Source organism: Neisseria subflava (assembly GCF_003044935.1).
Taxonomy (GTDB): Bacteria; Pseudomonadota; Gammaproteobacteria; order Burkholderiales; family Neisseriaceae; genus Neisseria; species Neisseria subflava_E.
The window spans coordinates 481,721-505,953 of record NZ_POXP01000001.1; the positions used below are offsets into that span (position 1 = coordinate 481,721).

26 protein-coding genes are annotated in these 24,233 nt (G+C 43.3%); 15 read left to right on the forward strand and 11 right to left on the reverse strand.

Annotated elements, in window-relative coordinates:
• Positions 1–15: 15 nt before the first annotated feature.
• The 3 genes from DBY95_RS02350 to DBY95_RS02360 are packed head-to-tail and all read right to left on the reverse strand — an operon-like array spanning position 16 to position 1,473.
• Positions 16–321 (reverse strand): type IV secretion system protein VirB3, encoded by a 306-nt coding sequence (locus tag DBY95_RS02350; protein ID WP_107723250.1) that lies wholly within the window; start codon positions 319–321, stop codon positions 16–18.
• A gap of 8 nt (positions 322–329) precedes the next feature.
• Positions 330–719: a TrbC/VirB2 family protein gene (locus DBY95_RS02355; RefSeq protein WP_107723251.1), complete on the reverse strand. Its 390-nt coding sequence runs from the start codon at positions 717–719 to the stop codon at positions 330–332.
• Positions 720–765: 46 nt separating this feature from the next.
• Positions 766–1,473 (reverse strand): lytic transglycosylase domain-containing protein, encoded by a 708-nt coding sequence (locus DBY95_RS02360; RefSeq protein WP_349289976.1) that lies wholly within the window; start codon positions 1,471–1,473, stop codon positions 766–768.
• A 100-nt stretch (positions 1,474–1,573) separates the two neighbouring features.
• Here DBY95_RS02360 and DBY95_RS02365 point away from each other — a divergent pair, with 100 nt between their 5' ends.
• From DBY95_RS02365 to virB11, 8 genes are all read left to right on the forward strand, one after another.
• Positions 1,574–2,038 (forward strand): hypothetical protein, encoded by a 465-nt coding sequence (locus DBY95_RS02365; RefSeq protein WP_063075750.1) that lies wholly within the window; start codon positions 1,574–1,576, stop codon positions 2,036–2,038.
• 11 nt (positions 2,039–2,049) lie between these two features.
• Positions 2,050–2,952, forward strand: a complete 903-nt coding sequence (locus DBY95_RS02370) for a virB8 family protein (protein WP_107723252.1) — start codon at positions 2,050–2,052, stop codon at positions 2,950–2,952.
• Positions 2,952–3,677 (forward strand): TrbG/VirB9 family P-type conjugative transfer protein, encoded by a 726-nt coding sequence (locus tag DBY95_RS02375; protein WP_063068979.1) that lies wholly within the window; start codon positions 2,952–2,954, stop codon positions 3,675–3,677. The genes DBY95_RS02370 and DBY95_RS02375 overlap by 1 nt, the downstream gene beginning before the upstream one ends.
• Before the next feature lie 2 nt (positions 3,678–3,679).
• On the forward strand, positions 3,680–4,828 hold the full coding sequence (locus tag DBY95_RS02380) for a TrbI/VirB10 family protein (protein ID WP_107723253.1): 1,149 nt from the start codon (positions 3,680–3,682) through the stop codon (positions 4,826–4,828).
• A 348-nt stretch (positions 4,829–5,176) separates the two neighbouring features.
• On the forward strand, positions 5,177–6,868 hold the full coding sequence (locus DBY95_RS02385) for a type IV secretory system conjugative DNA transfer family protein (protein ID WP_107723254.1): 1,692 nt from the start codon (positions 5,177–5,179) through the stop codon (positions 6,866–6,868).
• 63 nt (positions 6,869–6,931) lie between these two features.
• Positions 6,932–7,573 (forward strand): hypothetical protein, encoded by a 642-nt coding sequence (locus tag DBY95_RS02390; RefSeq protein WP_234394570.1) that lies wholly within the window; start codon positions 6,932–6,934, stop codon positions 7,571–7,573.
• Between the two features lie 18 nt (positions 7,574–7,591).
• On the forward strand, positions 7,592–9,298 hold the full coding sequence (locus DBY95_RS02395) for a calcium-binding protein (RefSeq protein WP_107723255.1): 1,707 nt from the start codon (positions 7,592–7,594) through the stop codon (positions 9,296–9,298).
• Between the two features lie 71 nt (positions 9,299–9,369).
• Entirely contained in the window at positions 9,370–10,389 is a 1,020-nt protein-coding gene (gene virB11 / locus DBY95_RS02400; protein WP_107723661.1) for a P-type DNA transfer ATPase VirB11, read from the forward strand.
• Positions 10,390–10,755: 366 nt separating this feature from the next.
• Here the strand turns inward: virB11 and DBY95_RS10635 are convergent, their stop codons facing one another.
• The 3 genes from DBY95_RS10635 to DBY95_RS02410 all read right to left on the reverse strand — a co-directional run bounded on the left by DBY95_RS10635 (position 10,756) and on the right by DBY95_RS02410 (position 12,917).
• Complete coding sequence (locus DBY95_RS10635; protein WP_234394571.1) at positions 10,756–11,073, reverse strand: FAD-binding oxidoreductase; 318 nt, start codon at positions 11,071–11,073, stop codon at positions 10,756–10,758.
• Positions 10,976–11,734: a ferric reductase-like transmembrane domain-containing protein gene (locus tag DBY95_RS10640; RefSeq protein WP_234394572.1), complete on the reverse strand. Its 759-nt coding sequence runs from the start codon at positions 11,732–11,734 to the stop codon at positions 10,976–10,978. Before DBY95_RS10640 ends, DBY95_RS10635 begins: the two co-directional genes overlap by 98 nt.
• A 253-nt stretch (positions 11,735–11,987) precedes the next feature.
• Complete coding sequence (locus DBY95_RS02410) at positions 11,988–12,917, reverse strand: GlxA family transcriptional regulator (protein WP_283122211.1); 930 nt, start codon at positions 12,915–12,917, stop codon at positions 11,988–11,990.
• A 154-nt stretch (positions 12,918–13,071) separates the two neighbouring features.
• Between DBY95_RS02410 and DBY95_RS02415 the strand changes: the two genes are divergently transcribed.
• Positions 13,072–13,923: an MBL fold metallo-hydrolase gene (locus tag DBY95_RS02415; RefSeq protein WP_107723257.1), complete on the forward strand. Its 852-nt coding sequence runs from the start codon at positions 13,072–13,074 to the stop codon at positions 13,921–13,923.
• Between the two features lie 56 nt (positions 13,924–13,979).
• Here DBY95_RS02415 and DBY95_RS02420 read toward each other — a convergent pair whose 3' ends face one another.
• Complete coding sequence (locus tag DBY95_RS02420) at positions 13,980–14,183, reverse strand: hypothetical protein (RefSeq protein WP_107723258.1); 204 nt, start codon at positions 14,181–14,183, stop codon at positions 13,980–13,982.
• Positions 14,184–14,223: 40 nt separating this feature from the next.
• Between DBY95_RS02420 and DBY95_RS10645 the strand changes: the two genes are divergently transcribed.
• The 3 genes from DBY95_RS10645 (at position 14,224) to DBY95_RS02430 (ending at position 15,401) form a co-directional block, all read left to right on the forward strand.
• Entirely contained in the window at positions 14,224–14,358 is a 135-nt protein-coding gene (locus DBY95_RS10645; RefSeq protein WP_293203256.1) for a hypothetical protein, read from the forward strand.
• Positions 14,359–14,424: 66 nt separating this feature from the next.
• Positions 14,425–14,682, forward strand: a complete 258-nt coding sequence (locus DBY95_RS10650) for a hypothetical protein (protein WP_234394575.1) — start codon at positions 14,425–14,427, stop codon at positions 14,680–14,682.
• 140 nt (positions 14,683–14,822) lie between these two features.
• Positions 14,823–15,401, forward strand: a complete 579-nt coding sequence (locus tag DBY95_RS02430) for an NAD(P)H-dependent oxidoreductase (RefSeq protein WP_107723259.1) — start codon at positions 14,823–14,825, stop codon at positions 15,399–15,401.
• Positions 15,402–15,458: 57 nt separating this feature from the next.
• Here DBY95_RS02430 and DBY95_RS02435 read toward each other — a convergent pair whose 3' ends face one another.
• Both DBY95_RS02435 and DBY95_RS02440 read right to left on the reverse strand, forming a co-directional pair.
• Positions 15,459–16,091, reverse strand: coding sequence for a histidine phosphatase family protein (locus DBY95_RS02435; RefSeq protein WP_107723260.1), 633 nt, complete (start codon positions 16,089–16,091; stop codon positions 15,459–15,461).
• 91 nt (positions 16,092–16,182) lie between these two features.
• Positions 16,183–18,126, reverse strand: a complete 1,944-nt coding sequence (locus tag DBY95_RS02440; protein WP_107723662.1) for a PEP/pyruvate-binding domain-containing protein — start codon at positions 18,124–18,126, stop codon at positions 16,183–16,185.
• 493 nt (positions 18,127–18,619) lie between these two features.
• On the opposite strand from DBY95_RS02440, the gene DBY95_RS02445 reads away from it, so the two are divergent.
• Positions 18,620–19,279 carry a hypothetical protein gene (locus tag DBY95_RS02445; RefSeq protein WP_234394576.1) on the forward strand — a complete coding sequence of 220 codons (660 nt, stop codon included), beginning with the start codon at positions 18,620–18,622 and terminating at the stop codon, positions 19,277–19,279.
• A 222-nt stretch (positions 19,280–19,501) separates the two neighbouring features.
• The gene (locus DBY95_RS02450) at positions 19,502–20,176 is read left to right on the forward strand and encodes a hypothetical protein (RefSeq protein WP_107723261.1); all 675 of its coding nucleotides are present in this window, start codon (positions 19,502–19,504) and stop codon (positions 20,174–20,176) included.
• A gap of 252 nt (positions 20,177–20,428) precedes the next feature.
• On the opposite strand, the gene nadB is transcribed toward DBY95_RS02450, so the two are convergent.
• Together nadB and nadA are read right to left on the reverse strand one after the other, a co-directional pair.
• Positions 20,429–21,937, reverse strand: coding sequence for an L-aspartate oxidase (nadB, locus tag DBY95_RS02455; protein ID WP_107723262.1), 1,509 nt, complete (start codon positions 21,935–21,937; stop codon positions 20,429–20,431).
• A gap of 51 nt (positions 21,938–21,988) precedes the next feature.
• Positions 21,989–23,101: a quinolinate synthase NadA gene (gene nadA, locus DBY95_RS02460; RefSeq protein WP_107723263.1), complete on the reverse strand. Its 1,113-nt coding sequence runs from the start codon at positions 23,099–23,101 to the stop codon at positions 21,989–21,991.
• A gap of 157 nt (positions 23,102–23,258) precedes the next feature.
• On the opposite strand from nadA, the gene DBY95_RS02465 reads away from it, so the two are divergent.
• On the forward strand, positions 23,259–24,197 hold the full coding sequence (locus DBY95_RS02465) for an NUDIX hydrolase (RefSeq protein WP_107723264.1): 939 nt from the start codon (positions 23,259–23,261) through the stop codon (positions 24,195–24,197).
• Positions 24,198–24,233 lie beyond the last annotated feature (36 nt).

The following is a 24,233-nucleotide window of genomic DNA, read 5'->3' on the forward strand; positions in this document are numbered from 1 at the left end:
CCGGATGTTTTGTTGTCATTGTTTGGGAGGATTGTTGCGGTATTCGTTAGGCGAGAAGCACCATGTATCAGGAAACTCCTCTCGGTTTCTGGCTTTAAGTCTAAATTTCAGACGTAAACCTAGAAAACGAAAAATCATATCATCCCGCTTGGCCATCTGCCTCATAATCAGGATGATGAAGGGAATAGTCAATAAAAAAAACATATTGAAGTACATTCCCATCAATAATCCTGAACCGGCCCCTATAAAAAATGGCACATAAGGGACGCCTAGAAAAGTAGCCGGACGTGTACATCCTCGAAAAACGATGTTCTTCTGCATGGTGTTAATTATGCAAAAAATTGCATTGCTTGCATCATGATTGATGCTGTTTTAGCAGAACAAGAATCCGCATTGCCAACCAGCATTCTTGCAATTTGACCTGCTGCGCCAATCAATACACCACCAATCAAAATAGGAGCAACATCGGAAATACGTTTGTGCGCAAAAGCAATTTGATAGCCAGCAAAAATGATGGCGATGGTTACAACTGCGACAGACATCAGATTTAATACGGTGTGAATATTTCTGATGAATGTACAGGCACCACCACCAACAGCAGTAAAATCATCTTCTGCCAGACCTACTGTCGGTGCCAAAAATGCTGCAGCAACAAAAGCTGCTGTTGCAACATTTTCAGCAGTAAAGCGGGATTTTTTTTGAATCTGAGTGTTTTTCATTTGAAAATTCCTATGTTTATTACAGGTTGATGTGGAAAAAAACTATCTAAAAGACTGCTGCGCTATCTTTATATGTATTGCTTTTCGCTTGTGCGGTACTATTATCTTGCAAGGAGTGTTGGTTTTTAGAGATAGTGGCAGAGTATGGTTGTGGATTAGCGGTAACTGTCAAATTTGGGCGGTTAGCTTGTTGTGCTGGTATTTGGCCCATAGGGCGAGGGGTATTCACAGTATTGCTGATGACAGGAATGGCATTTTGTGGGATTGCTCTCCCTTTCCCCATGGATGAAAAAATTTTTTGCACATATCCATGCTTATAACCGGTTACAAAGTTACCGGAATAATAACAGCTGAAAGATTTACCCCAGTCTTTTGCACGATTGTAGCATTCTCGCAATATGTGCGAGCCTGCCTTGACGTTTGGGCACACTTGGAATGCATGTTCGTAGGAATGCAACCCGTATTTTTTTAAATTGTATCGGTTAACTTGAGCTAATCCTAAGGAGAAGTTAAATCCTTTTTGTTCCAACATTCTAGCAGTAGCGACTGCTTCAGCCAAATTTTTAGGCTGTCTTTGTAAGCGTCCGCCTACAACACCTATAGCGTATGGGTTGCCTGAGGATTCAACTCTCACGACATGATGCATAATATCATGCGGAACAGCTAAGTCGGCGCAGGAAAAAAACATGATGTTGAGATGAAAATATGAATTTGTATTGACGTGAAATTTAGCACAGATTAAAATAATTAACAAGATTTTAACCAATAAAAATAACCAAACATGAATTGTCTTTTCTTCATTTTTAATTAAGACGCTTTGGTTGTAACTTAAGTTGTTTTATAAGGTGCTATGTATGTTTCTTTTAAGAACGCTGTTGCTGTCTGCTAGTGTGGGCGCGCTAATGGCAGGTTGTGCAAATCAGTCTGCTCCAGATTTCCCAAGTTCATGGAAGCCATTAAATGAACTACCTGATCAGGTAACTGAGATTCCTCTTGTCAAACCTCATGTTTATCAAGTGACACGACTTGATACAACTGTAAAAGGTTTGTTGGAGCGTTGGGGAGAAGAGGCGAAGATGCCTGTTGTTTATGACTATACGCTTGATTTTACTTTGTATAAGAAAGTATCAACAATACGAAATACCGATCTTGATAATGCCTTAAGTGAATTATCTAAACTTTATGAAGATAAAGGGATGGTTTTCTATGTTCAAAATGGTGTCATTATGGCGCATAAGAGAATGGATGTTGCTGTGAAAAACAGTGGAAAGAAAAAACATGAGAGATCAGCAAAAGCTGATGTAAAAACTCAAGATTAAAATGGAAACATATGTTCAAATCAAGTAAAAATACTACTGATGGTAATATCCAAAAGGCTGTAAAAAGATCTTTGGATTTTGAAACGACCTTGGTTGATATCCGCAAAAAAAGTGAGAAAAGGGCATGGATTGTTGCCGGTATTTCTACCTTCTCTTCTTTGTGTCTGCTTGGCGGATTATTTTATATTTTGCCGCTGAAAGAAAAAGAACCTTATCTTGTTATGGCTGATGTCTATACGGGACAAGCTACTGTTGCTAAACTAGCCGGCGATTGGAATAATTTAGATATTACTAAAAATGAAGCAGTAAATAAGAGTAATATTTCCCACTTTATTATTGCTAGAGAATCTTTTGATAGTCAGATTATTTATGATAATGACTGGGCTACAGTTTATTCTATGTCGGTTGCAGGGGTATCTGACAGCTATCGCAATCTGATGAATAAAAGTAACCCGAATAGCCCATTTAATCTTTATGGGTCTGCTCAGTCAATTCGCGTTAAGATTTTGAGTATCGTCCTTAATAATAGTGGAAAGGCCGATGGTCGCGATGCTAGCGCAACAGTAAGATTCCAAAGATTTTTATTAAATAAGGGTACTGGCATATCAAGATTTATGGATAGCAATGTTGCTACTCTGACCTATACTTATAATAGCAATTTGAAGATGGATGAAAAGTATAGGTTAAAAAATCCCCTGGGATTCCAGGTATTGTCTTATCGTGTTGATCCTGATGCTAGTGAATCACCTGTTCAAGATTTATCTTCAGATTATCTTTCAGCAGGAACATCATCTGAAAGCCAAGCTCAGCAACAAGTACAAAGTGTACCTCAGCCCCAGTTAGAAGCTCCTACATCTGTAGATAATGATGTTCCTAATGCTTCTCCTATATCTGTTGAAAGTGGAAATCAATAATGTTAAGAAAAATGTTTTTAGCAACAGCAGCATCGTGTTTGTTGCAAGGAAGCGTCTATGCTGCAGCTATTCAAGAGTATACGTTTCAAGAAAATACAACTTATCCCGTTCATACGGCACAAGGCGTAGTCACACAAATTGAACTTGACTCTCGTGAAAAGGTTAAAGATTTTGGTGCGGGCCTAAGTGGTGGATGGGATTTGGTACGTAGAGAAAATGTGTTTTATCTGCGTCCAAAGGCTGATGCAGTTGATACTAATCTTATTGTTCGTACTCAGGCTCACCAATATATTTTTGAGCTTAAGGTTATGAAAAATGTTGTTGGTAATTTAGCAGAAGCTTCAGACAAAGGGGTGAATTATCAAGTTAAATTCAGATATCCCGATTCTACGGATTTCAGTCTTCGTGCTAGTACTTTGGCTGGTTATAGCCTGAAATATGATTCTTCTAAAATCTATAATACTAATTATGATGTGGCTGCAAATGAAAAATCTCGTTGGCTAGTTCCTTTAAAAGTCTATGATGATGGCAGATTTACCTATGTCCACTTGAATAAGGGCAAGTTCACAGGTGATTTTCCTGCTGTTTATGGCAGAAAATCAGAGAAAGGAGCTGAGTTTGTCTTAAACAGTAATGTTGAAGGTAATGTAGTTATTGTCCATGGGACTTATCCATTCTTAGTTTTGAGACATGGAAATGATGTGGTTGGATTAAAAAGGAATTAAGAATGTCTGATAAGCTAAATAATGAACATCACAAAGATAGTGAATCATCACAAAATTTATATTCAAGCCAATACGAACAAGAACAATTGGCGGGACTTGAGGAGAATGCTCCTCAACTAAATGCTCCTGTTGATCGCACAGTCAACAAAAAAGCTATTGCGTTTATTGTAGCTGCAGGTTTTGGGTTAGCTGGGCTAGGGGCATTTGCCTATCATCAATTTAGTGGTTCTGATGAAGCTCCCCCTCCAGAACGTCCTCAGGTAGTTACTGTACCAGATTTACCTGCTCCGGAGCCTCAAGTTACTGAGATACCTCCAGTTGACTTAGTGGAAGAGCAGAAGCCTGATCCAGAGAGTTCTAAAACTACCGAATCTGTTAAGCCACCAATAGAAATATCATCTCCACCGATAGTAGAGACCCCTCCGCCTATAATTCCTAATATTCCCGTGCAGCCTGTGGATATGTCTGCCAACACGGATTCTAAATTTGTTGAAGATGGGGAGGCTGCTCAGAAAGAGTCGGGAGCAAGCATAGCTCAAGCTAATGCTGTTCGTTATATGCATAACAGGGATAAATTACTTTTACAGGGTACTTATTTACGCTGCGTATTAGAAACTAAAATTGTTTCTGAAGTAAAAGGATTTACATCTTGTATTATCACTGAGCCTGTATATTCTGCCAGTGGAAAATATCTCTTGTTACCGAAAGGTTCGAAAGTAATGGGACAATATGGTTCCAGTAATCCTACTGGTCCGCGAATGGAGGTTATTTGGAATCGAATCATAACACCAGAAGGCGTTGATGTAACACTGGAATCTCCTGGAGTAGATAATCTTGGTGCAGCTGGCCATGTTGGTAAATTTAAGTCTCATTGGGGATCACGTTTGGCATCAGCTTTATTGATTAGTATGATTTCTGATGCTTTTAAATATGCTGCTACTGAATATGGCCCACAAGGACAAACGGTTACAACCAACACATCAACTACCACTAATCCTTACCAGAGTGATACAGCCAATACATTGAAGCAACAGGCTATCAATCAACTTGAGCGAAATAATGCTCGTCCCAATACAGTAACGATCAATCAAGGGACCTTGATTAATATTTATACTGCCCAGGACATTGATTTCAGTTCGGTTATGCAGTAATTTTAAGGGCCGTCTGTTTTTTCAGACGGCCTAATTATTATGCGTTTATCATAAAGAATAATTGCTGATGAAGCCTCTTGTCCTACTATTATCTATAGTTCTATTACCAACTGTAGTCCTAAGAGTTTGTATAGAGCGGTGTGCATGAGTATTATCAAAATAGCAAAAAATATTTAGTTCAAACATACAGTGAAACTGCCAAGGATAGTACTAAAAGAGAGTGATAAATTTCATAATACACATTAGTAGAACTAACTGAGCTTTCCATTATTACCTTAGGCTGTCTGAAAACTAATATCTTCACTAGAAATCTAAAACAATCTATTCCTTTGACTTACAGGTATTGAAATGACTCTAAAAAACAAATCTATTATTACGGTAGTTTTACTATTAATTTCTTTCATATTAGGCTGTTACCTTTCAGGCTTTATCCTGCTGCAATGGTTAGGCTTAGATAAAACGCCCTTACTACTTACAACATGGTTCAAATACTATAATACGTCGGATATTCCTCAGGTTGCTAAATATTCACTGCAAATTAAAACATCAGGAATTGTTGGATTTGGTTTTACTTTTCTGATTGCCCTGCTTGGTTTAATTCCTATTTGGCGCACTGCCTCCCAAAGTCTTCATGGGGAAGCACGATTTGCAGGGATGGCTGATTTGACAAAAGCAGGATTTTTCAAACAAACAGATACTTCAATTGTCGTCGGTAAATACAACGGCAAATTGTTACATTACAATGGCCAGCAATTCGCATTGTTGGCAGCGCCGACACGTTCAGGTAAAGGTGTCGGTATCGTTATTCCGAACCTGTTAAGTTATAAAGGATCGGTAGTTGTTTTGGACATCAAACAGGAGAACTTCAATTTAACTAGCGGCTACCGCAAAGAAGTATTAGGTCAGGAAGTCTATTTGTTCAACCCGTTTGCCGAAGATGGAAGGACACACCGTTGGAATCCGTTTACCTACGTTTCTTCTGATCCTGACCAGCGAGTATCGGATTTAATGTCGATAGCTGCAATGCTATATCCTGATGGAGATAGCCGTGATAAGTTCTGGGTAGCGCAGGCAAGAAATGCGTTTTTGGCGTTTTCACTTTATTGTTTTGATGAGCATGAAGCAATGGCTGACTTTTCTGTGGAGGGCAAAGAAAATGAGCCAGCTTGTACATTAGGGAAAATATATCGCCTTTCATCAGGTAATGGAACAGAGCTCAAGGAGTATTTTACATCTTTATCACAACAACCATATCTCAGCGAGGCTACAAAAACTGCTTTTTCCGGTTTAATCTCTCAGGAAAAAGAAACCTTTGGTTCTATCATGGGTACGTTTAAAGAACCTCTCAACCCATGGATTAATCCCGTCATTGATGCCGCCACTTCCGCTGATGATTTTCTGTTGACTGACGTACGTAAAAAGAAAATGACTGTTTATATCGGCATTCTTCCTAACAAACTTGCTGAATCAAGAGTCATTGTTAACCTCTTTTTCTCTCAACTTATCAACCAAAATACGAAAGAGCTACCTCAGGATAATCCAGATTTAAAACACCAATGTATGTTGTTAATGGACGAATTCACAAGTATCGGTAAAGTTGAAATTATTGCTCATTCTGTCAGCTATATGGCAGGTTACAACATTCGCCTATTTCCGATTATACAATCAGTTGCCCAGCTGGATGCTGTTTATGGCAAAGAATATGCACGTACTATTATCACTAACCATGCTTTGCAAATCATCTATACACCTAGAGAACAGCAGGATGCAAATGAATACTCTGAAATGTTGGGCTATACTACAGTGAAAAGAAAAAATATCAGCCGTGGTCGTGAACGTAGTGTCTCGGAAAGCGAAGAGCGCCGCGCACTGATGTTGCCGCAAGAGTTAAAGGCAATGAGCCAAGATAAGGAAATTATCCTTTACGAAGGTATGTCACATCCGGCGCAAGTGGGGAAAATCCGTTATTACCAAGATGGGACATTTACTAAACGATTGATGGGGTCAGTAAAGGTCGCCTCGTTAAAAGGAAAACGGTAATAGTAATGAAAGTTCGAGGCCGTCTGAAAATGAAATTTGCAAAATGACTAAAAAGGAATTTATATGAAGCTATTGGCAATTACAGCCATATTAACTGTATGCTTGATGACTTCCTGTACTCCGCAGATTAGTAATAAAAATATTAAGGATTCTTCCAAGATGCAGAATATAGAAAAAGAAATAACTATGGAACAAGTGCGCAATCGTTGCCGAAGTATGTTGCACAAAGTGGAAAATCGGGATGATCTAATCAAGCAGATGTATGATACGGCTTTTAAAGATGACTGCCTGTATGCAATGTATGCGCTAGAATTAGAAGATATTTGGCAAATTCCAGTTGTTGAAGGACATGTTAATAATCATTTCGAAAATTTTACTTCCCCTATTGGATTATATGTGGCAGTACGTCATACCTCATATAAAACCAGTTTCATTATTTTACCGACCAAACAATATTTCAAAGAAAAAATAAGTATTTTTCCTGAAAACAGATTTCCTGATTTTTTACCAAAGCCTAAGGAGAAAGAAATGCCTCCTGAGTATGGAGATTATTATCCACGACGTGGAACTGACCCGATTAAAGAGCTGGTTGATTACTACTGGCGTGAAAATGGTCGTGAAATAATTGCAGCAAACAACGGTTCTGGAGCAATCACATCATTTACTTTTTATAGTAATACAGAAATGAGTCCGATGGGTTATTGATACAGAGACTAATATATAATGACTAAATTAAACGAAAAAGCAGAAACTCAATTAAGAATATTAGGTTTTCATAATAAACGGTTCAACTCCACTATGTCAGAATTGGACAGGATAAAGGCAGATTATGAGCTGGTTAGACAAATTAATCAGTTTAGCAGTAACGGACAAGGTTTTTTCGAAGCTAAAGATAGCAAGAGTAATGCATACTATAACTCTAAAGATAGAAATATCTATTTTCTACCAGGTTCAAAGTATACTACTGCTACAGCAGTAGCCCATGAAATAGGACATGCATTGGGTAAATATCAGGCTAAATCAGCGAGTTATTATAATACTGCTAAAGCTTATGCTCAAGCACGAGGCTATGGAGAAGCAGAGGCAATCTTTAATGAAGCACGTATGATTGCTTATGAAGAGCGAAATAATGGAAGTGCCTATAGTACTCAAATTAGCGGTGATCTTTATCCTTATATCAAGGGTAAATCTTTTGAGCAAGTTAAGGATTTGATTGCTCGCCAAAATATGTATGGTATGCGTCCAAATTCAGAAGAAAATGAATCGATTAAATTGAGTTATTATGAAAAGGATATTTATTACTTTCTGAATACCCGTACCAATTTTACCAAAGACTTTTCTGAGGCATTCTTAAGGCCGGAAGATAAACAAGTATTTGTTAAACATATGGCAAATTATGACACTTTTGGAAATAAGGGTAACAATAAAGTCGTTGCTGATGGATCATATAGCCGTGATAGTTTATTAATAGGCAGATCTAAGACTTTCTTAAAAAGTGGTGCATATATGTATGGAGATGCCGGTGATGATATTCTAAAAGGTACTAATCAAAATGACATTTTATTAGGCGGTAGTGGTAATGATGTATTAATTGGTGGTAATGGTAATGATGTTTTAGCCGGTAATTCCGGAAGAGATAAATTATTTGGTGGTAAAGGACATGACAAATATCGTGCTGATAATTTAGATATTATCCGAGATTCAGACGGCAAGGGTGAAGTGTCATTAAATGGCCATATATTACAGGGTGGTGTACGTGATTTATCTCAACCAAACCGTTTCGTTTACCGTAGTGCTAGAATGGTATATGAATGGGATAGAAATACAGGGACATTAGATGTAAATGGTCTTAAAATTGAAAATTTCAAAAATGGTGATTTAGGAATTCATTTAAAAGAACAAAAAACAGGCCAAAAAACAGGCCAATATAATGATGTTGTTAGAGTACATTCTGCTACGGGAATAGATGGTATTAAGATTTTGCGTCAACCTCGGAATACCAACATGGCTCATACTTCAGCTCCTAGCAATGGGGATGATATGTACACTAATCAGCCTTTGAATTTGGAAGCAATCCCGCAAAATGCCCTAAATATCTATCAGCAGAGTAAAAAAATTTTTACTGAATTCTGTAATAAAAAAGATATTATCTACGATGAAAGAAGCCTAGATAATATTGCTATGGCACTGGCTGCTGAAGGGTACGCAAACAAGATGAGAGGTGCATCTCTTATTAATATCAAAGAAAATGGACATATTCTTATTGGTGATAAAGCTCCTGAATTAAGAACTGCTTCTGTGGATATGCAGAAAGCTGCGGTTACTCCGATAGAGGAGAGTATTATCAAAGTACAAACAACAACTCAGCAATTTGAATTAGAAACACAACAAAAGCAGTTAACACAAGCCAGATGGCTGAGTATTTCTTAGGCTAAAATGAAAAATACACCTAAGGTTCAAGTATTATTGTAATTAAATTTTTGAATAAACTTATTTTAAACATGGATGAATTAAACTCAACAATTTCAGCAGATTTCTTAGATTATCAATACGAAGTATTGGGAATTACCTCTTTCCTGAAAGATCCTGATGTTACAGAAATTTGTATTAATAGGCCGGGAGAGGTATTTCTTGAGACTTCTCGAGGTTGGAAAAAGGTAGAAGTAGATACGCTAAACTTTGATAGGGCACGTCAGTTCTGTACAGCTGTTGTTAATGAAAGTAATACTGGTCAACGAATTACAGAGGCAGAGCCGATGGTATCGTTGACATTCCCAACAGGACAACGTGCCCAATTTGTGATTCCTCCTGCCTGTGATGCAGGAAAAGCTTCAATTACGATCCGTTTGCCATCAAAACACACAAAGAGCTTAAGTCAGTATAGTAAAGATGGTTTCTTTAGTCAGATTATTGAGTTAAATGGAGAATTATCTCCTCAAGATAAGGAATTAGTAGAACTGAAGAACAATCGGAACTACGAAGAATTTTTTAAAAAAGCCGTTGAATATAAAAAGAATATAGTCGTTTCAGGTGCAACTGGTAGCGGTAAGACTACTTTCATGAAAGCATTGGTTAATCACATTCCTTTAAGTGAGCGACTAATCAGCATTGAGGATGCTAGGGAGCTATTTATTCCTCATGAAAATGTAGTTCATTTACTTTACTCAAAAGGTGGACAAGGTAGTTCAAATATTACGGCAAAAAGTTGTATGGAATCCTGTCTGCGTATGAAGCCAGATAGAATTATTCTAGCAGAGCTACGTGGTGACGAATCATTTTATTTTATTCGAAATTGTGCATCTGGACACCCGGGATCTATTACAAGTTGCCATGCTGGTAGCACGGAACAAACATGGGATCAATTAGCATTAATGGTAAAAGCTTCACCAGAAGGAAGTGGTCTGGAGTTTGAAGTTATTAAAAACCTGCTTAGACAGACCATTGATATTGTTGTGCACATTAAAGCTCATGCTGGACAACGTTATATTACGGGTATTGATTTTAATCCTATCAAAACTTGATATTGAACATGATGCAATTGAAGCAATATATCATTTGGATGATACAGAATGTGTGAAACATAAAAAGCAACCGTAGGTTTATGTTGTTAAGGTTGTGGCTTAAAGGCCGTCTGAAAATCTTTCAGACGGCCTTAATGCTTTACTACTTAAAACCATCAGGTTCATTTAGCGGAATTCAAACAGCTCTTGATGCAATGAGAGTGTCTTAAGACTTCCTGCAATTATGACTACCACAAAGCCATAGGCTGCGAGTTTTACTATTCTGAACGCCTTGTGCAATATGATCAGTGGACAATCTTTGAGTTTCAGAAGGAATATAGTAGAACGTAACATTCGCTTGTTGAGCTAAATCTTTCCATTGGTCGATTATTTCTGCAGATAAATTTCTATCGGCATGGAACCAGTCAATCGTTTGAAAGGCGTAAAACCAATACTGTTACTCACCCAAATTTGTTCATTTTTATCTGAAAAATTGAAGCGGCCATATGCACCATCAATTTGAATGGTATCGCTGATGTTCAAACGTTGAGGCAGACGATGGGTGTAGTCTCCCAAGTCTTTGATAATAAGATTGATTTGTTGATTTTCAGGATTCCAGTTGGAAGCGATGGTAAATGGGTGGCTTTCTCCATGTGCAGGTAAAAAGAGGAATTGACCGGCTGGTGCCTTGCCATTTTTGCGCATTCAGGGTAAGTGAAAGAAGGGAGCCGTTTTGGTTCATGGCAGTTACTGTTGCCGTTTGCGGTTTACCAATGCGTTTAAAGAGGGCGGGGAGCGAACAAATACTACCGAAGAATAGGGCGGTAGCCAGCAACCAGCCAAGTGGCTGAGCCCAGTAAGTAAAGTTTGCCAATACAATGGTGTGCCATACAAGTGCAAGATAGACTGGGACAATTAAGATGTGACGTTTGGCAAACCAACGGTAGGGAATAAGTTGGATCAGTGCGATAACCAATAAGACGACTGCAACGTAAAAAGCAATCTCACCCACTTCTTCAGCAAAATGACGCTGGGTAACCAACCAATCTTTTAAAGTCAAGACTTCCTGCATCGGCGGGCGCGGCGGCTTTTTGCCGTCAAACAGTCCGAGTTTTACCAGCCATTTGGGAAATTGCTTACTGGTCCAATGCAGGATACTGCCTGAAAGGGCAATTATGCCCAACCATTTATGCAGGCGGTACATTTTATCCAATCCGCCAAATAGTCCTTCCAACATTTTGGGATGTACTGCAAGAATCATACAAGCACTCATGGCCAGTATGCTGATGCTACTGGTGAACTGTAATAATAGGTTGCGTATGGGAAATACACCCACTTGTCTGGAAATGGCGCGGCAAACAGCCATAAAGCGAATATGCCGCCGAAAAAGATGGCTAAGGTCAGTTTGAGATTTCTCATTTTGGTTGTTCCTTATGGATGGGAATATGAAGCGGCCTGCCGTTTGCGGGGATTGTATGTGGGGAAAATTAGATGGAAATTATTGGTGTGGGTAAAGGTTTACCTGTTGAGGCCGTCTGAAAAGTACAGGCTGCTTTTTGGGTTTTCAGACGACCTCCAGAGCAGCCTGTACTCAGGTATTTTGGATTGACTAACGCGAGCTATCTGCCAAATACTTTCCGCCAGGCATTCGGATTGATTTTAAACTTGGCTTTGAACTGCAAACGTAGGTTTGCCGCACTGCCGAAGCCGCTTTGTTCGGCGATGCGTTCTATCGGTAAATCCGTATTTTCCAATAAGTCCTGTACCTGCCATAGCCGCTCTGTGGTGAGCCACTCACCGAAATTCATGCCTGTGGCTTGAGAAAAATGGCGGATAAAGGTTCGGCGGGAAACGGCTAATTTTTTTGCCAAATCGTCCAAGCGGTATGAGGTGGCAAGGTTTTGGCGCAGTTCGTCCAATAAGTGATTGATTTTGTCATCGGCGGTACGACGTTCGACAGGTCGGTGGATAAACTGTGCCTGCCCGCCTTCGCGGTGTGGTGCCGCAACCAAGGTACGGGCAAGGTCGTTGGCAACGGTTGCACCGTGGATTTTGCGGATGAGGTACAGGCAACAATCCAGCCCGCCCGCCGCACCTGCCGATGTTAAGAAGTTGCCGTCTTCCGCATAAAGGCGGTTGGTATCCAGATGAATTTTGGGGAAACGGCGGACAAAGTCGTCTTCGGCAAGCCAGTGGGTCGCGGCGGTTCTGCCGTCTAAAAGTCCTGTGTAGGCAAGGGCGTAAGTGCCGTAACATAGGGCGGTGATATGCGCACCACGTTTCGCTGCCCGCTGTAAATTCTCAGCCAGTTCCGGCGTCGGGGTTTCTTCAATATTGCGCCAGCCTGCGATGACGATGATGTCGGCTTCTTCCGTCAAATCCAATCCGCCGTGTACGGGAATGCTTACGCCCAGTGCCGTGATAACGTCTTGGCCGTCGTCGGAACAGATTTTCAGGTCAAAGAGTGGATTGTCCCGATAGGCCGTCTGAAAAACAGAAAAGGGAATGTTGAAGACAAAATCATTCATGCCCGATTGAGCATATAGCACGATTTTTGGGACAGTTTGATTTTGGCGAAACTCGTTATGCTCGTTTTCAGACGATATTTTGGCACTATCCTTACGTTTATTGGCAATATTGCCTATTTTAGCCGATGCACCTGCTGCTTAAAATACGCTCCATGATTTTTTAAGGAGCAACATCATGAAATTCAAGCAATTTATTCTTGCCACTGTTTTGGGCGCGACAGCCTTTTCCGCTTGGGCAGACGATTCATACCAACATATCCGTAACGCTACTGCCAAAGTCGAATACGCAGGACAGACGTTTTTGATTGACCCTTTTTTCGCCCCCAAGCATTCCATGAACGGCTTTGCCGGCACGTTCAATAACCAAGCCAAAATGCCGCTGGTCGGGCTGCCAATGAGTGTGAATAAAATTTTGGACGGTGTGGATGCAGTTATCGTTACCCATACTCACGAAGACCATTGGGACGAAACCGCCGCACGTTCCATTCCGAAAAAACTGCCCGTATATGTGCAGCACCAAGCCGACGCGGCAAAAATCCGCAGCCAAGGCTTTACTGATGTACGCGTGTTGAACGGCAGCACTGTCTTCAACGGCGTAACCATCAGCAAAACCGGCGGCGTACATGGCACAGAGGCAATGTATGCCAACCCTCAGCTAGCCGAAATCTTAGGTGATGCAATGGGTGTAGTATTCCAAAGCAGCGGACACAAAACCGCTTATATTATGGGTGATACTGTGTGGACGGCAGATGTAAACAAAGCATTGAACCGCTACAAACCCGATTATCTGATTATGAACACGGGCTACGCGCTGATTTCAGGCATTTCAGACGGCATTATTATGGGGACGGCTGATGTATTAAAAGCCAGCCAAGTCATGCCTAAAGCCAAAATCATCACCGTACACATGGATACCGTGAATCATACCGCCGTCAGCCGCGCCGATATGCGTAAATTTATACGCGGTCAAGGCATTGAAAGCCGTGTGAACGTTCCGGAAGACGGAGAAATCGTGAAACTGGATTGATAAACGACACATTACCCTAAGCAGCCTGCACCTTGTTTTTCAAAGTGCAGGCTGCTTTATTTTTTCGCTGCTTTTGTTAAACCGTCCAACCATGCTTGATGGCCGTTTACCATTGGATTTGGCACAGTTTCTGCCAAGCCTTTGGCGAGTTTGCCGATTTGGCTTTCTTCGGTTAATACACGCACGCGGTTGTTAGGCAGGCTTTCTAAAATCCAAGCGCCGAAAATTAAAGTGGTGGTGCTGGCGATTAACGAAAGCATCGTACAAAATCAGCTTGAACAGCAGTAAATTGACTTTGCACTGGTGACACCAGACTTCCAAGCACCGGATATTCACGCAAAAAATTTGTATGATGAACGCTACATCTGTGCCGTTCGCCGCGATTACCCAATAGCCCAACAAACAGAACTTACCCTTGAGCAATTTTGTGAGTGAGAGCAAGCCTTAATTTCCTATCATGGCGGCAGCTTCAGCGGTGTTATTGACCAAGCCCTGAAAGCGATGTGGCTACAAAGAAATGTCAGCCTATCGGTACAAAACTTTATTGTTTTGCCTGAATTACTAGAACAAAGCGATTTATTGGTAGTCGTGCCTGAGCGCTTGATTATTCATTTAAACAATTTCAAACACTTTGAACCGCCCCTTGAAATTCAAGGCTTCACCAAAACCCTTATTTGGCACGAACGGACACATAAAGATCCTGCATATCGCTGGGTTAGAGAGTTGATAGAAGAGGCTTGTTTGGTTGAAGAGAAATAATGAATGCTAATTATAGATATGAGAAATTTTCCTTTATGGTCTGTAAATAACGTGTAGGTGAATGCACTTTTAAAATATGCAGTAAAAAGGCATAATTTAAGACCTCATTTTTCAGAATTATTTGTTGTAGGAGCAAAAAGATGAATATTTTATTATTGGATGGCGGTAAAAATTTCGGCCATTCACATGGCGAGTTGAACCACACGCTTCATAAAAAAGCGAAAGAAGTTTTGGCCGCACTTGGACACAATGTAAAAGAAACCGTGATTGATGCCGGCTATGATGTTGAAGCAGAAATTGAAAAATTCTTATGGATAGATGCAGTGATTTGGCAGATGCCAGGCTGGTGGATGCACGAACCTTGGACAGTGAAAAAATACATAGACGAAGTATTAACCGCCGGACACGGCAAGCTTTACCATAGTGATGGTCGCCATCGTGTCAATCCGACTGAAGGCTACGGCACAGGTGGCTTGTTGCAAGGCAAAAAACACATGCTTTCACTTACTTGGAATGCGCCGATTGAAGCTTTCACCCGCGAAGGCGATTTCTTCGAAGGTAAAGGCGTGGATGCTTTATACATGCACTTCCACAAACTCAATGAGTTCATCGGTTTGACCCGTCTGCCGACATTCTTATGTAACGATGTGATCAAAAATCCACAAGTAGAACAATACTTATCCGATTACCAAGCACACTTGGAAAAAGTGTTCGGCTAATGGCAAAAAAGGTGGGTAAAAATGCCCACCTTTTTTATTATCGTTGAATAGTTGTGATCATTGTAAATGAGCCACATCATTAAGTTGCTCAATATGAAAACCGCTTTCACTATCGTATTTCACAATACTGATCGAAGTATTCAACAATGACACGGATTTACCCTCATCACGATGGTTTTCCCAAGTCGCTCCGTCTAGTAAGGATAATAAAAGCCGCAAGGTATGGCCATGCGATACCACTAAAATATTGGCTCCCGATTGATGTACCTTAATGATATCGTAAATAGCGGCCATTGCACGTACTGCTAATTGTTCAAAGGTTTCGCCACCATTGCTTAATGCTTTATAAGATGCCGGGTCATTGGTCAGTTGTCTGAATTCGGTTAACTTCCGCAGGTCAGCGATCTGCATACCTTCCCAACTTCCAAAAGATTGCTCATTTAGTCCACAGTGCTGAAAAAGAGGAATAGGACGCTGACCGATAATATGGCCAGCCGTATCAATGGCGCGTTGTAAAATACTGGAATAAGCAGCGGTAAATTCTACTTGTTGTAGCGCCGCCCCGGTTTTCTGAGCTCCTGCAATCCCTTGTTCGGTCAGTGGTGAATTACCGGATCCCTGCAAAAGCCCCTGTTCGTTCCATTGGGTACGGCCATGGCGAATAAAATAAAATGTGAGCTGTTTTGACATCATAATTCCTTGGAGAACGGGAAGTATAGGGTATAACTAACTTATGATGCAAAGGCCGTCTGAAACGATAATTTCAGACGGCCTTTTTACTTTAACGTGTGCCGTTTAGATACGGTCGTGCCTGGAGGATAACAAGCTTACCATTGTCAAACGCCCATTCGATATCCTGCTCGCCATTAGCAAATAGCTGTTTGATTCGTTGGCCGGTTTGGTCAAGGCGACGTATTTGTTCTTGATTCATCACGTTGCCACTGGTTACAGGCACCTCCCGTACTCCACCGTTTTTATCCAGTTGCAACGCTGTGGTTTCATTAGAGGAGCTGAGACGTTGTACAGAATCATTGCGACGGTTATAGACCACCTGTTCGGCTACCCGTTTGCCTTCAACGACACGAATACCCAACCCGCGTTTGGCGGCAATGTAGGAGCTGTTTTTCTGAGCAGTATCATAGGGATTGATGGTAACCAACACGCCTGAGAGATCTGCATTGATGCTTTGTTGCACAAAGACACTCATTTTCACGCTATCGTGAGGCAGTCCGGCAATACGGCGGGCTTCGTATGCGCTGTAATTGAAGACGGAAGCCCAAGATTGCTTCACCGCTTCGACCAACGCGTTTTCATCGGTCACATTTGGCACGGTGGTGTACAGCCCTGCGCCGCTGAAATTGGGCAGGTCTTCGGAATTAGAGGAGCTGCGGACAAACACGCCTTTGCTGTTTAATTGATTGCGCCATTTTTCAGCCCATCTATGTTTCCATTCCAACGGGATTTCGGCATCGGTAATTTTTTTCTGCAGCGTGAGTAAAGCAGTGCGGCGCTTGCGGTTGTCTCCATCACTTTGCGTTTCGATTTGTGCCAGTATCGTCGCGTTAATACCCAGCCTATCCATCATGGCTTGATAGTAGGCAAAGGGAATGCAGAATCCGTCAGGTACATTACTGCCTGCAATATGGGCGCGGATATGGCCGAGGTTGGCAGCCTTACTGCCGCAGTAACGGCTGTCATCATGGCGCAGGTTTGTCAAAGCCCGAAGGCTGTAATCGGAAACATCGGGTTGGGGCAGGGTAAGGCCGTCTGAAAAGCTTTTGCTGGTAGTGTTCCGGTTGGTTTGGACAATTCGGTATTGCTTAGCAGTCGCTTCAAATTCAATACGATGGCCAATATATGGGGCTAGGATTTTTTCTGCGTCTTTAAGGTAAATATTGGGAATCCCCCAGCCGCGTGCCAATACATTCACATGCGATAGTGCAGTAGATGGTTTCTCACTAATAATCCCCACCACAGGTGGCAGCTCTAGGGGAACCTCTTTCAAAATAATAATATCATCGGCACCGACATTATAAAGATCATCTTCTTTGGCAATAACGCGTAATGTGCCTATCGCTTTACCTTGGTTTAGAGGCAGGTAGGGGAAATTTTTAATCAAACTTTCTTGGGTAATAAAAGGAACTTTGCTTTGCTCGGCAACGGTTTCCTGCCATAAAGAATTGGTTTTATAACGCAACGGAGCGTAGAAACTGTTTTTCAGACGGCCTGCCGCCAATTTCAACAATTCAGGCGTGATTTTGTCTCCTTCCCAAAACTCATAAACATATTCCTGAGTACTATTCTGCCAACTGATCGTACCAAACAGATAACGCCGGTTAGGACTACGGTATTGTTGATTCAATTCAGTTTTTGACAGCATGGGTTTCAAGATAGTAGCCAGATAGTGCTCATGCAGCCGAAATTTGGGAGTATTGATGTAGTCGGTACGGTTATTATCTTCACGATCGATGAGGAAAAGGATATGAGGAATTTCATATTCACTACCTTGTTCATAGATACGCGAAAGTAAGTCAAAATCAGCCTGGCTTTTGATTGCAGATAACGCAGGAACTTGTGTTTTAACTGGAGTGACTGCAGTTTGACGCTTTTCAGACTCGTAATAAGAAGGCTTACGCGCCGTTGGTGCAGCCGTATCGACTGTCTCAGCTTCAGGACGGCACGCTGAAAGTAAAAACAATATTGGGAGGCAAAAAGCAGGTTTCATGATGTTGTCGGTTATCCAAATCAGATGAAAAGAAATATACCTATTGTAAAAATCTAAATCAAACTGTTTGTTGCCTGGATAAATCAGTTTTATCATCTGATATTAAATAGGCCGTCTGAAATTACGTTTCAGACGGTCTTTTAGATTGTCAACACTCCTAAAATATTCATGGACCTGAATACTTTAAAACAAGTTATTGAAATTTAGAAGAAGGAAGAAGAAATAGAAAAAACGATGAGTAGGATAAGGTAAAGTAGAATTTCCAATATTTCTTAAATATTACCATTCAGACTGTATTTTCCCCATTAATCACTATCTATTTACCATCAGTATCATCTTAGTTAAGATGTCTGAATATTGTTATAAACCACAATTTAGAGTAACGTGTAAATACGTTGAAGCATCAGACAATCAACGAACATGAATGTATCCTGATCAAGTTATCTTAAAGTAATATTTAATTTGCTCATGATATTGAATAAGGACTTTACTGATGAAACCTTTTATCCTGCTGCTATCTGCAGCTTTATTGTCAACTTTTAGCCTAAATGCTTGTACGGATAGAAATAATATGAGTGTCCAAGAACAAACAGAAGCACGTTTCAAATTGAACCCCGAGCCGAAACAACCATACAGGATTAAGGTTAAGATTAATAATGCACCGGGGCCGATGAAACCTATAAACGATATGTATATTGGTTATGCAGCAAGAAATTGTTCTTATACCATTAGTCGGTTGGCAGGTGCGAAGGCATCTCCTGAAAAAAATATTCCAATCAAAATGAATTTGGTCGGACATGATGAATACGAAGTACTCTTCTATGCTGATGCTGTACTGGATGAAGATTATTTCGGAGAAGGTGTCTGCCAGTGGAAGCCTGAAAATTTTGGAGCTTCATTTAAGGCGACTGGTAAAAAGGAAGAAACTGAATTCAATATCAGCGATGTAATGGAAAATCTTGAAAAAGAAAAAACACTGACCAAATATTATTGGAAGCGAGGGTATCCGTATGATAAAAATGAAGATGGTTTACCAGATGAAAGAATAGCCCCTGATTTTGGGGAAAATACTTTGGAAGGTTATGGACCGGGACCTCATAATGTCAATGATTTTTTTAGTATTACCGTTACTTTAGAGGAAATTAAACCATGACCCAACTAAGCAAACAAGAACATGCCGACCTTGCCCAAGATTCCTATGAAAACCATGTGGTTACTCTCTAATAAAACCTTAGTTAGATGTCTGTACCAATGAGATTGTTGTCGCTTATAGGGGGGGGAGACGTCATCGACAGAGAAAACAGTAAAGAACTAGTAGTCGGTGGCGAAAGAATGTTATGGCTTGAAGGTGGTCTCAGATTGAAGGGCCCAAAAAATGTGGCATGGTTCTGGGTGTAATTTGACGGCTGCTGCCTATGATTTAACAACCAATTTGACTTATCGTGAAGGCGAAATCATCAAGTTTTATGCCCGGAAAGGTAGCAATACGACTGACCTTATTCAGTTTACCGTTATCAATACTGCACTGGTAATGGGTGTCCATGCCGATACCACTGACAATACGGTAACAGTTAAAACCATTATGCCGACAGAAAAAGGGGATATTGCCGATATGGTTAAAATTGTGAGCAACCAATTTGATTCTGGTATTAAGGTTGGCGATATAGCTATATTGACAGAGGATGCCGTAACGGGGATGTCGGCTGAAAAAGCAACTGCTGTAAAAAGGCGGCTCATACCGACTACGAATATAAAAAATCTGCAATGGCTGGCTGCGGGAGCGGTGAAGGCTATGGATTTTTCAGACGGCCTTATTGACCGCAGTTACATTCCCGAATATGCCAAGAACACCCAATTTATTCGTGGTCAGCGCCGTCTGAATCTTTATGCTTACGATGCCGACATTACTATGTGGCAGACAAGCACTAGATACAGTATCCGTTTTACCCGAGGAAATTCCGCCAAAGGCGCCCTTGAATACGCAATCGGTTATGCCAAATCCCAAGTTTCCAAGGTAAGGGTCAGCACTAATTGTAGCCTGATGAAATAGAGTAGGGCAAAGATAGTGAATTGTGCCAACTTTGTTTAAACTTATTCAAAACCGATTAGATGGTCTTATTTTCATTAATTCTATCTTTTTTCTCTCTACAATTAGTTATTATCACTTATAACTACTGTCAATCCCTGCATTTTAGTTTCCACCGGTTCTCCTACTTTTTTCAATCTTTCCTTAATCATGTGAGAACCTTTTCTTTTTCAGTCAATGACGTTATTTATTGGAGAAAAGTTTTCACTATCAGCCTTAACAATCACTATTAAAATGCGCGCCAATATTTTGCCGTCTAGCGTATGCGGCTTGGGCGACGGCGAGGCTACATTCGAGTAGGTTACGGTTTTCGTATTCAGACGCGGTGTGTGGTTTGGCCAGGTTTTGCTTCCAAAGCCGAAGTTGGGCGATAGCATGGCGCAGGCCGGTATCGTTGCGTAGGATACCCAGATGACGTTGGTTGAACGTCTGCAGGACGGGGCGGCTGAATGTGTTTTGGAGGCCGTCTGAAAAGATGCCTGCTTCGGCGGTGGGGTTTTCAGACGACCTTTGGGACGGTGCAGTTTGGGATGCTTGTCCGTCCGCGATGGTTTGGGCGGCAAGCCTTGCGGTAACGACGCATTCGAGCAGGGAGTTGCTGGCGAGGCGGTTGGCTCCGTGCAAGCCGGTGCAGGCTGTTTCGCCTAAGGCATAGAGCTGTGGCAGGGAGGTTCTGCCGCTGGGGTCGGTTTGGATGCCGCCGCAGGTATAGTGTTGCACGGGGCGGACGGGGATGGCTTGGCGCGTGATGTCCAAGCCGCATTGGGACAGGCAGTGCCGATGGATGGACGGGAAATGCTGGCGGACGAACGCTGCGGGTTGGCGGCTGATGTCGAGCGAGACGAAGTCTTGCGTTTGCTTGGCGATTTCGGCGGCGATGGCGCGGGCAACGATGTCACGCGGCGCGAGTTCGGCGCGGCGGTCGTAATGCGGCATAAACCGTTCGCCCGATTGGTTGGTCAGGATGCCGCCTTCGCCGCGCACGGCTTCGGAAATCAGGAAGGTGCGGCCGTTTTCAGACGGCCTTGCCAAGCCTGTGGGGTGGAATTGGATAAATTCGAGGTTTTCGACTGCGCAGCCTGCGCGTATTGCCATGGCGATGGCGTCGCCCGTGCATTCGGGCGGCGTGGTGGTGGCGGCGTAAATCTGTCCCAAGCCGCCGCCCGCGAGTACGGTATGGCGGGCGCGGATGCGGTAGGTTTCTTGCGTTCGGCAGTCGAGGACGGTCAATCCGCACGCCGCGCCTGATTCGGTTTGGATGTCCAACGCCATCTGCCGCTCGCAAATGCGGATGTTCGGGCGGCAACGTATTTGGGCAATCAGGCTCTGCATGACGGCTTCACCTGTGTAGTCGGCGACGTGGGCGATTCGGCGGCAGGTATGCCCACCTTCGCGCGTCAGGTGCAGGTCGTTATTATTTTGGTCGAACGCCACACCCTGCGCCAGCAGCCATTCGATTGCCGGTTTGCCCTGCGATAAGATGGTACGGACGGCGGCTTCGTCGCACAAACCTGCACCCGCTTCCAAAGTATCGGCGACGTGTTTTTCGATGTTGTCCTCTCCCGACCACGCCGCCGCAATCCCGCCTTGCGCATGACGGCTTGCGGTGTCGTCCAGCCGGTTTTTGCACAAAATGACGATGCGGAACGATTCAGGCAGCGACAGGGCGAGCGTCAGTGCCGCCAGCCCGTTTCCGGCAATCAATACGTCGCAATCGGTTTGCATGGTGTTGTCCTTGTTTGAGAGGTCGTCTGAAACGGCAATATTGACGGCAAATCAGGCGGGACCCATGCCGTTGAACACATCTTTTTTCTTCAGTCCTGCCGCGAAGTCGAGCATACGCTGCAAAGGCAGTTTGGCGGCTTCGCCCAGCTTTCTGTCCAACAGAATTTCGTTGTGTCTGCTTGTCAGGGCGTATTTGATGCCGCCCAGCGAATTCATCGCCATCCACGGGCAGAACGCGCAGCTTTTGCAGCTTCCGCCGTTGCCTGCCGTCGGCGCGGCGATGAATTCTTTGTCGGGTGCCTGCTTTTGCATTTCGTGCAGGATGCCCAAATCGGTCGCCACGATGAATTTTTTTTCGGGGCGCGATACGGCGGCTTTGAGCAGTTTGCTGGTCGAGCCGACCACATCGCCCAGTTCGATGACGCTTTGCGGCGATTCGGGATGAACCAGCACCACGGCGTCGGAATGTTCCGCTTTCAACGCCGCCAGCTCCTGCCCCTTGAATTCGTTGTGGACGATGCACGAACCCTGCCACAGCAGCATATCCGCGCCCGTTTCGCGGCGGATGTAGTCGCCGAGGTGGCGGTCGGGTCCCCAAATCAGCTTCTCGCCGCGCGATTTCAGATACGACACGATTTCCAACGCCACCGAAGAGGTTACCACCCAGTCGGCACGCGCTTTTACGGCGGCGGAAGTGTTGGCGTACACTACGACCGTACGGTCGGGGTGTTGGTCGCAAAACGCTGAAAACGCTTCTTCGGGACAACCCAAATCCAAAGAACATTCCGCTTCCAAATCAGGCATCAGCACTGTTTTTTCAGGGCAGAGGATTTTCGCGCTCTCGCCCATGAAGCGCACGCCCGCCACCACCAGCGTGTCGGCTTCGTGTTCCGCGCCGAAACGCGCCATCTCCAACGAATCGCCCACGCATCCGCCCGTTTCCAAAGCCAAATCCTGAATCAGCGGATCAACGTAATAATGCGCTACCAAGACCGCGTTTTTCTCCTTCAACAAAGCCTTGATTTCATCTTTCAGACGGCCTGCCGTCTCGCGGTCGGGCGTGTCGGCAACCTTCGCCCACGCCTGACGGATTTGGCAGGCGGAAGTCGGCGTTTGGATGAGGGGCATATCGTAATCGAACGAGCGGCGGGCGGCGGTTTGCATGAGACTTCCTTATGGCTGGTTTTTCAGACGGCATGAAGGTTTGCCGTTTATATTTTGAAATAGTTTTTATATTATGCTCAACTTGAGTATAATATGCAAGATCGTCTGAAAACCGCTTTGGTTTACAATAAGGTTTTCTATTGAATGAAAGCCACGCATGGATGCCTATCCTGAAACAGCGGCCAATCCGCAAAGTATCGTCGAGCTTGTTCCTGTACTGATCGCCATTACAAATGGCAGCTTGAGGGTTTTGACAGTTGCCCAAGGAGAGCTATTACCCAATGGCTTGCTTGCACCACTTCGCCACTCCTTGCAGGCAGGGGTCAGGATGTGGGTCGCCAAGCAGACATCTCAGCCTATGGGTTATGTAGAACAGCTTTATACGTTTGTCGATACGCGCCGCCAAAACGAGCAAGGCCTGCCTGTCTTATACGTCAGCTATTTGGGACTGGTGCGCGAAGCGGCCGACAGCATTCTTCATCCCGATGCGAAATGGCAGGACTGCTACTGCTATTTTCCGTGGGAAGATTTGCGTGCTGACGGCGGGCAGCGCGACGCCATCGTCAGCCGCCTGCGCATTTGGGCAAACTCGGCGGATACGGAGGAAGTGCGCCAGAAGCGGCTCAAGCGCATTCATTTGTGCTGGGGGGTAGAACCTGAAAACTGGTCGGAAGAATACGTTTTGCAACGCTATGAAATGCTGTATGAAAGCGGCCTGATAGCGGAAGCCACCGAGCTTCAGGAAAACTTCGACTTCGCACTCACGGGGCAGCCCATGCGCCACGACCACCGTCGTGTACTGGCGACAGCCTTATCCCGCCTACGCGCCAAAATCAAATACCGTCCCGTGATTTTTGAACTGATGCCGCCCGAATTTACACTGCTGCAACTGCAAAACAGCGTCGAAGCCATCAGCGGCAGATTGTTGCATAAGCAAAACTTCCGCCGCCAGATTCAGCAGCAAAACCTCATCGAGCCGTCGGATACCGGCGTATCAGGCAGTAAAGGCCGTCCTGCACAGCTTTACCGATTCCGCGACGATGTCCTGCCCGATCAGCTGATTTCTGATATCGGACTGCCGCTGGGCAGTCGCTAACTGATTTTCAGACGGCCTCAAATTAAATTTTGCCCC

What these genes read in the sequence shown, in the direction of transcription:
- DBY95_RS02350 (WP_107723250.1), bottom strand. Translation starts at nt 321, where the DNA reads ATGCAGAAGAACATCGTTTTTCGAGGATGTACACGTCCGGCTACTTTT.
- DBY95_RS02355 (WP_107723251.1), bottom strand. Translation starts at nt 719, where the DNA reads ATGAAAAACACTCAGATTCAAAAAAAATCCCGCTTTACTGCTGAAAAT.
- DBY95_RS02365 (WP_063075750.1), top strand. Translation starts at nt 1,574, where the DNA reads ATGTTTCTTTTAAGAACGCTGTTGCTGTCTGCTAGTGTGGGCGCGCTA.
- DBY95_RS02370 (WP_107723252.1), top strand. Translation starts at nt 2,050, where the DNA reads ATGTTCAAATCAAGTAAAAATACTACTGATGGTAATATCCAAAAGGCT.
- DBY95_RS02375 (WP_063068979.1), top strand. Translation starts at nt 2,952, where the DNA reads ATGTTAAGAAAAATGTTTTTAGCAACAGCAGCATCGTGTTTGTTGCAA.
- DBY95_RS02380 (WP_107723253.1), top strand. Translation starts at nt 3,680, where the DNA reads ATGTCTGATAAGCTAAATAATGAACATCACAAAGATAGTGAATCATCA.
- DBY95_RS02385 (WP_107723254.1), top strand. Translation starts at nt 5,177, where the DNA reads ATGACTCTAAAAAACAAATCTATTATTACGGTAGTTTTACTATTAATT.
- DBY95_RS02390 (WP_234394570.1), top strand. Translation starts at nt 6,932, where the DNA reads ATGAAGCTATTGGCAATTACAGCCATATTAACTGTATGCTTGATGACT.
- DBY95_RS02395 (WP_107723255.1), top strand. Translation starts at nt 7,592, where the DNA reads ATGACTAAATTAAACGAAAAAGCAGAAACTCAATTAAGAATATTAGGT.
- virB11 (WP_107723661.1), top strand. Translation starts at nt 9,370, where the DNA reads ATGGATGAATTAAACTCAACAATTTCAGCAGATTTCTTAGATTATCAA.
- DBY95_RS10635 (WP_234394571.1), bottom strand. Translation starts at nt 11,073, where the DNA reads ATGCGCAAAAATGGCAAGGCACCAGCCGGTCAATTCCTCTTTTTACCT.
- DBY95_RS10640 (WP_234394572.1), bottom strand. Translation starts at nt 11,734, where the DNA reads ATGGCTGTTTGCCGCGCCATTTCCAGACAAGTGGGTGTATTTCCCATA.
- DBY95_RS02415 (WP_107723257.1), top strand. Translation starts at nt 13,072, where the DNA reads ATGAAATTCAAGCAATTTATTCTTGCCACTGTTTTGGGCGCGACAGCC.
- DBY95_RS02420 (WP_107723258.1), bottom strand. Translation starts at nt 14,183, where the DNA reads ATGCTTTCGTTAATCGCCAGCACCACCACTTTAATTTTCGGCGCTTGG.
- DBY95_RS10650 (WP_234394575.1), top strand. Translation starts at nt 14,425, where the DNA reads ATGTGGCTACAAAGAAATGTCAGCCTATCGGTACAAAACTTTATTGTT.
- DBY95_RS02430 (WP_107723259.1), top strand. Translation starts at nt 14,823, where the DNA reads ATGAATATTTTATTATTGGATGGCGGTAAAAATTTCGGCCATTCACAT.
- DBY95_RS02435 (WP_107723260.1), bottom strand. Translation starts at nt 16,091, where the DNA reads ATGTCAAAACAGCTCACATTTTATTTTATTCGCCATGGCCGTACCCAA.
- DBY95_RS02440 (WP_107723662.1), bottom strand. Translation starts at nt 18,126, where the DNA reads ATGAAACCTGCTTTTTGCCTCCCAATATTGTTTTTACTTTCAGCGTGC.
- DBY95_RS02445 (WP_234394576.1), top strand. Translation starts at nt 18,620, where the DNA reads ATGAAACCTTTTATCCTGCTGCTATCTGCAGCTTTATTGTCAACTTTT.
- DBY95_RS02450 (WP_107723261.1), top strand. Translation starts at nt 19,502, where the DNA reads ATGTGGCATGGTTCTGGGTGTAATTTGACGGCTGCTGCCTATGATTTA.
- nadB (WP_107723262.1), bottom strand. Translation starts at nt 21,937, where the DNA reads ATGCAAACCGATTGCGACGTATTGATTGCCGGAAACGGGCTGGCGGCA.
- nadA (WP_107723263.1), bottom strand. Translation starts at nt 23,101, where the DNA reads ATGCAAACCGCCGCCCGCCGCTCGTTCGATTACGATATGCCCCTCATC.
- DBY95_RS02465 (WP_107723264.1), top strand. Translation starts at nt 23,259, where the DNA reads ATGGATGCCTATCCTGAAACAGCGGCCAATCCGCAAAGTATCGTCGAG.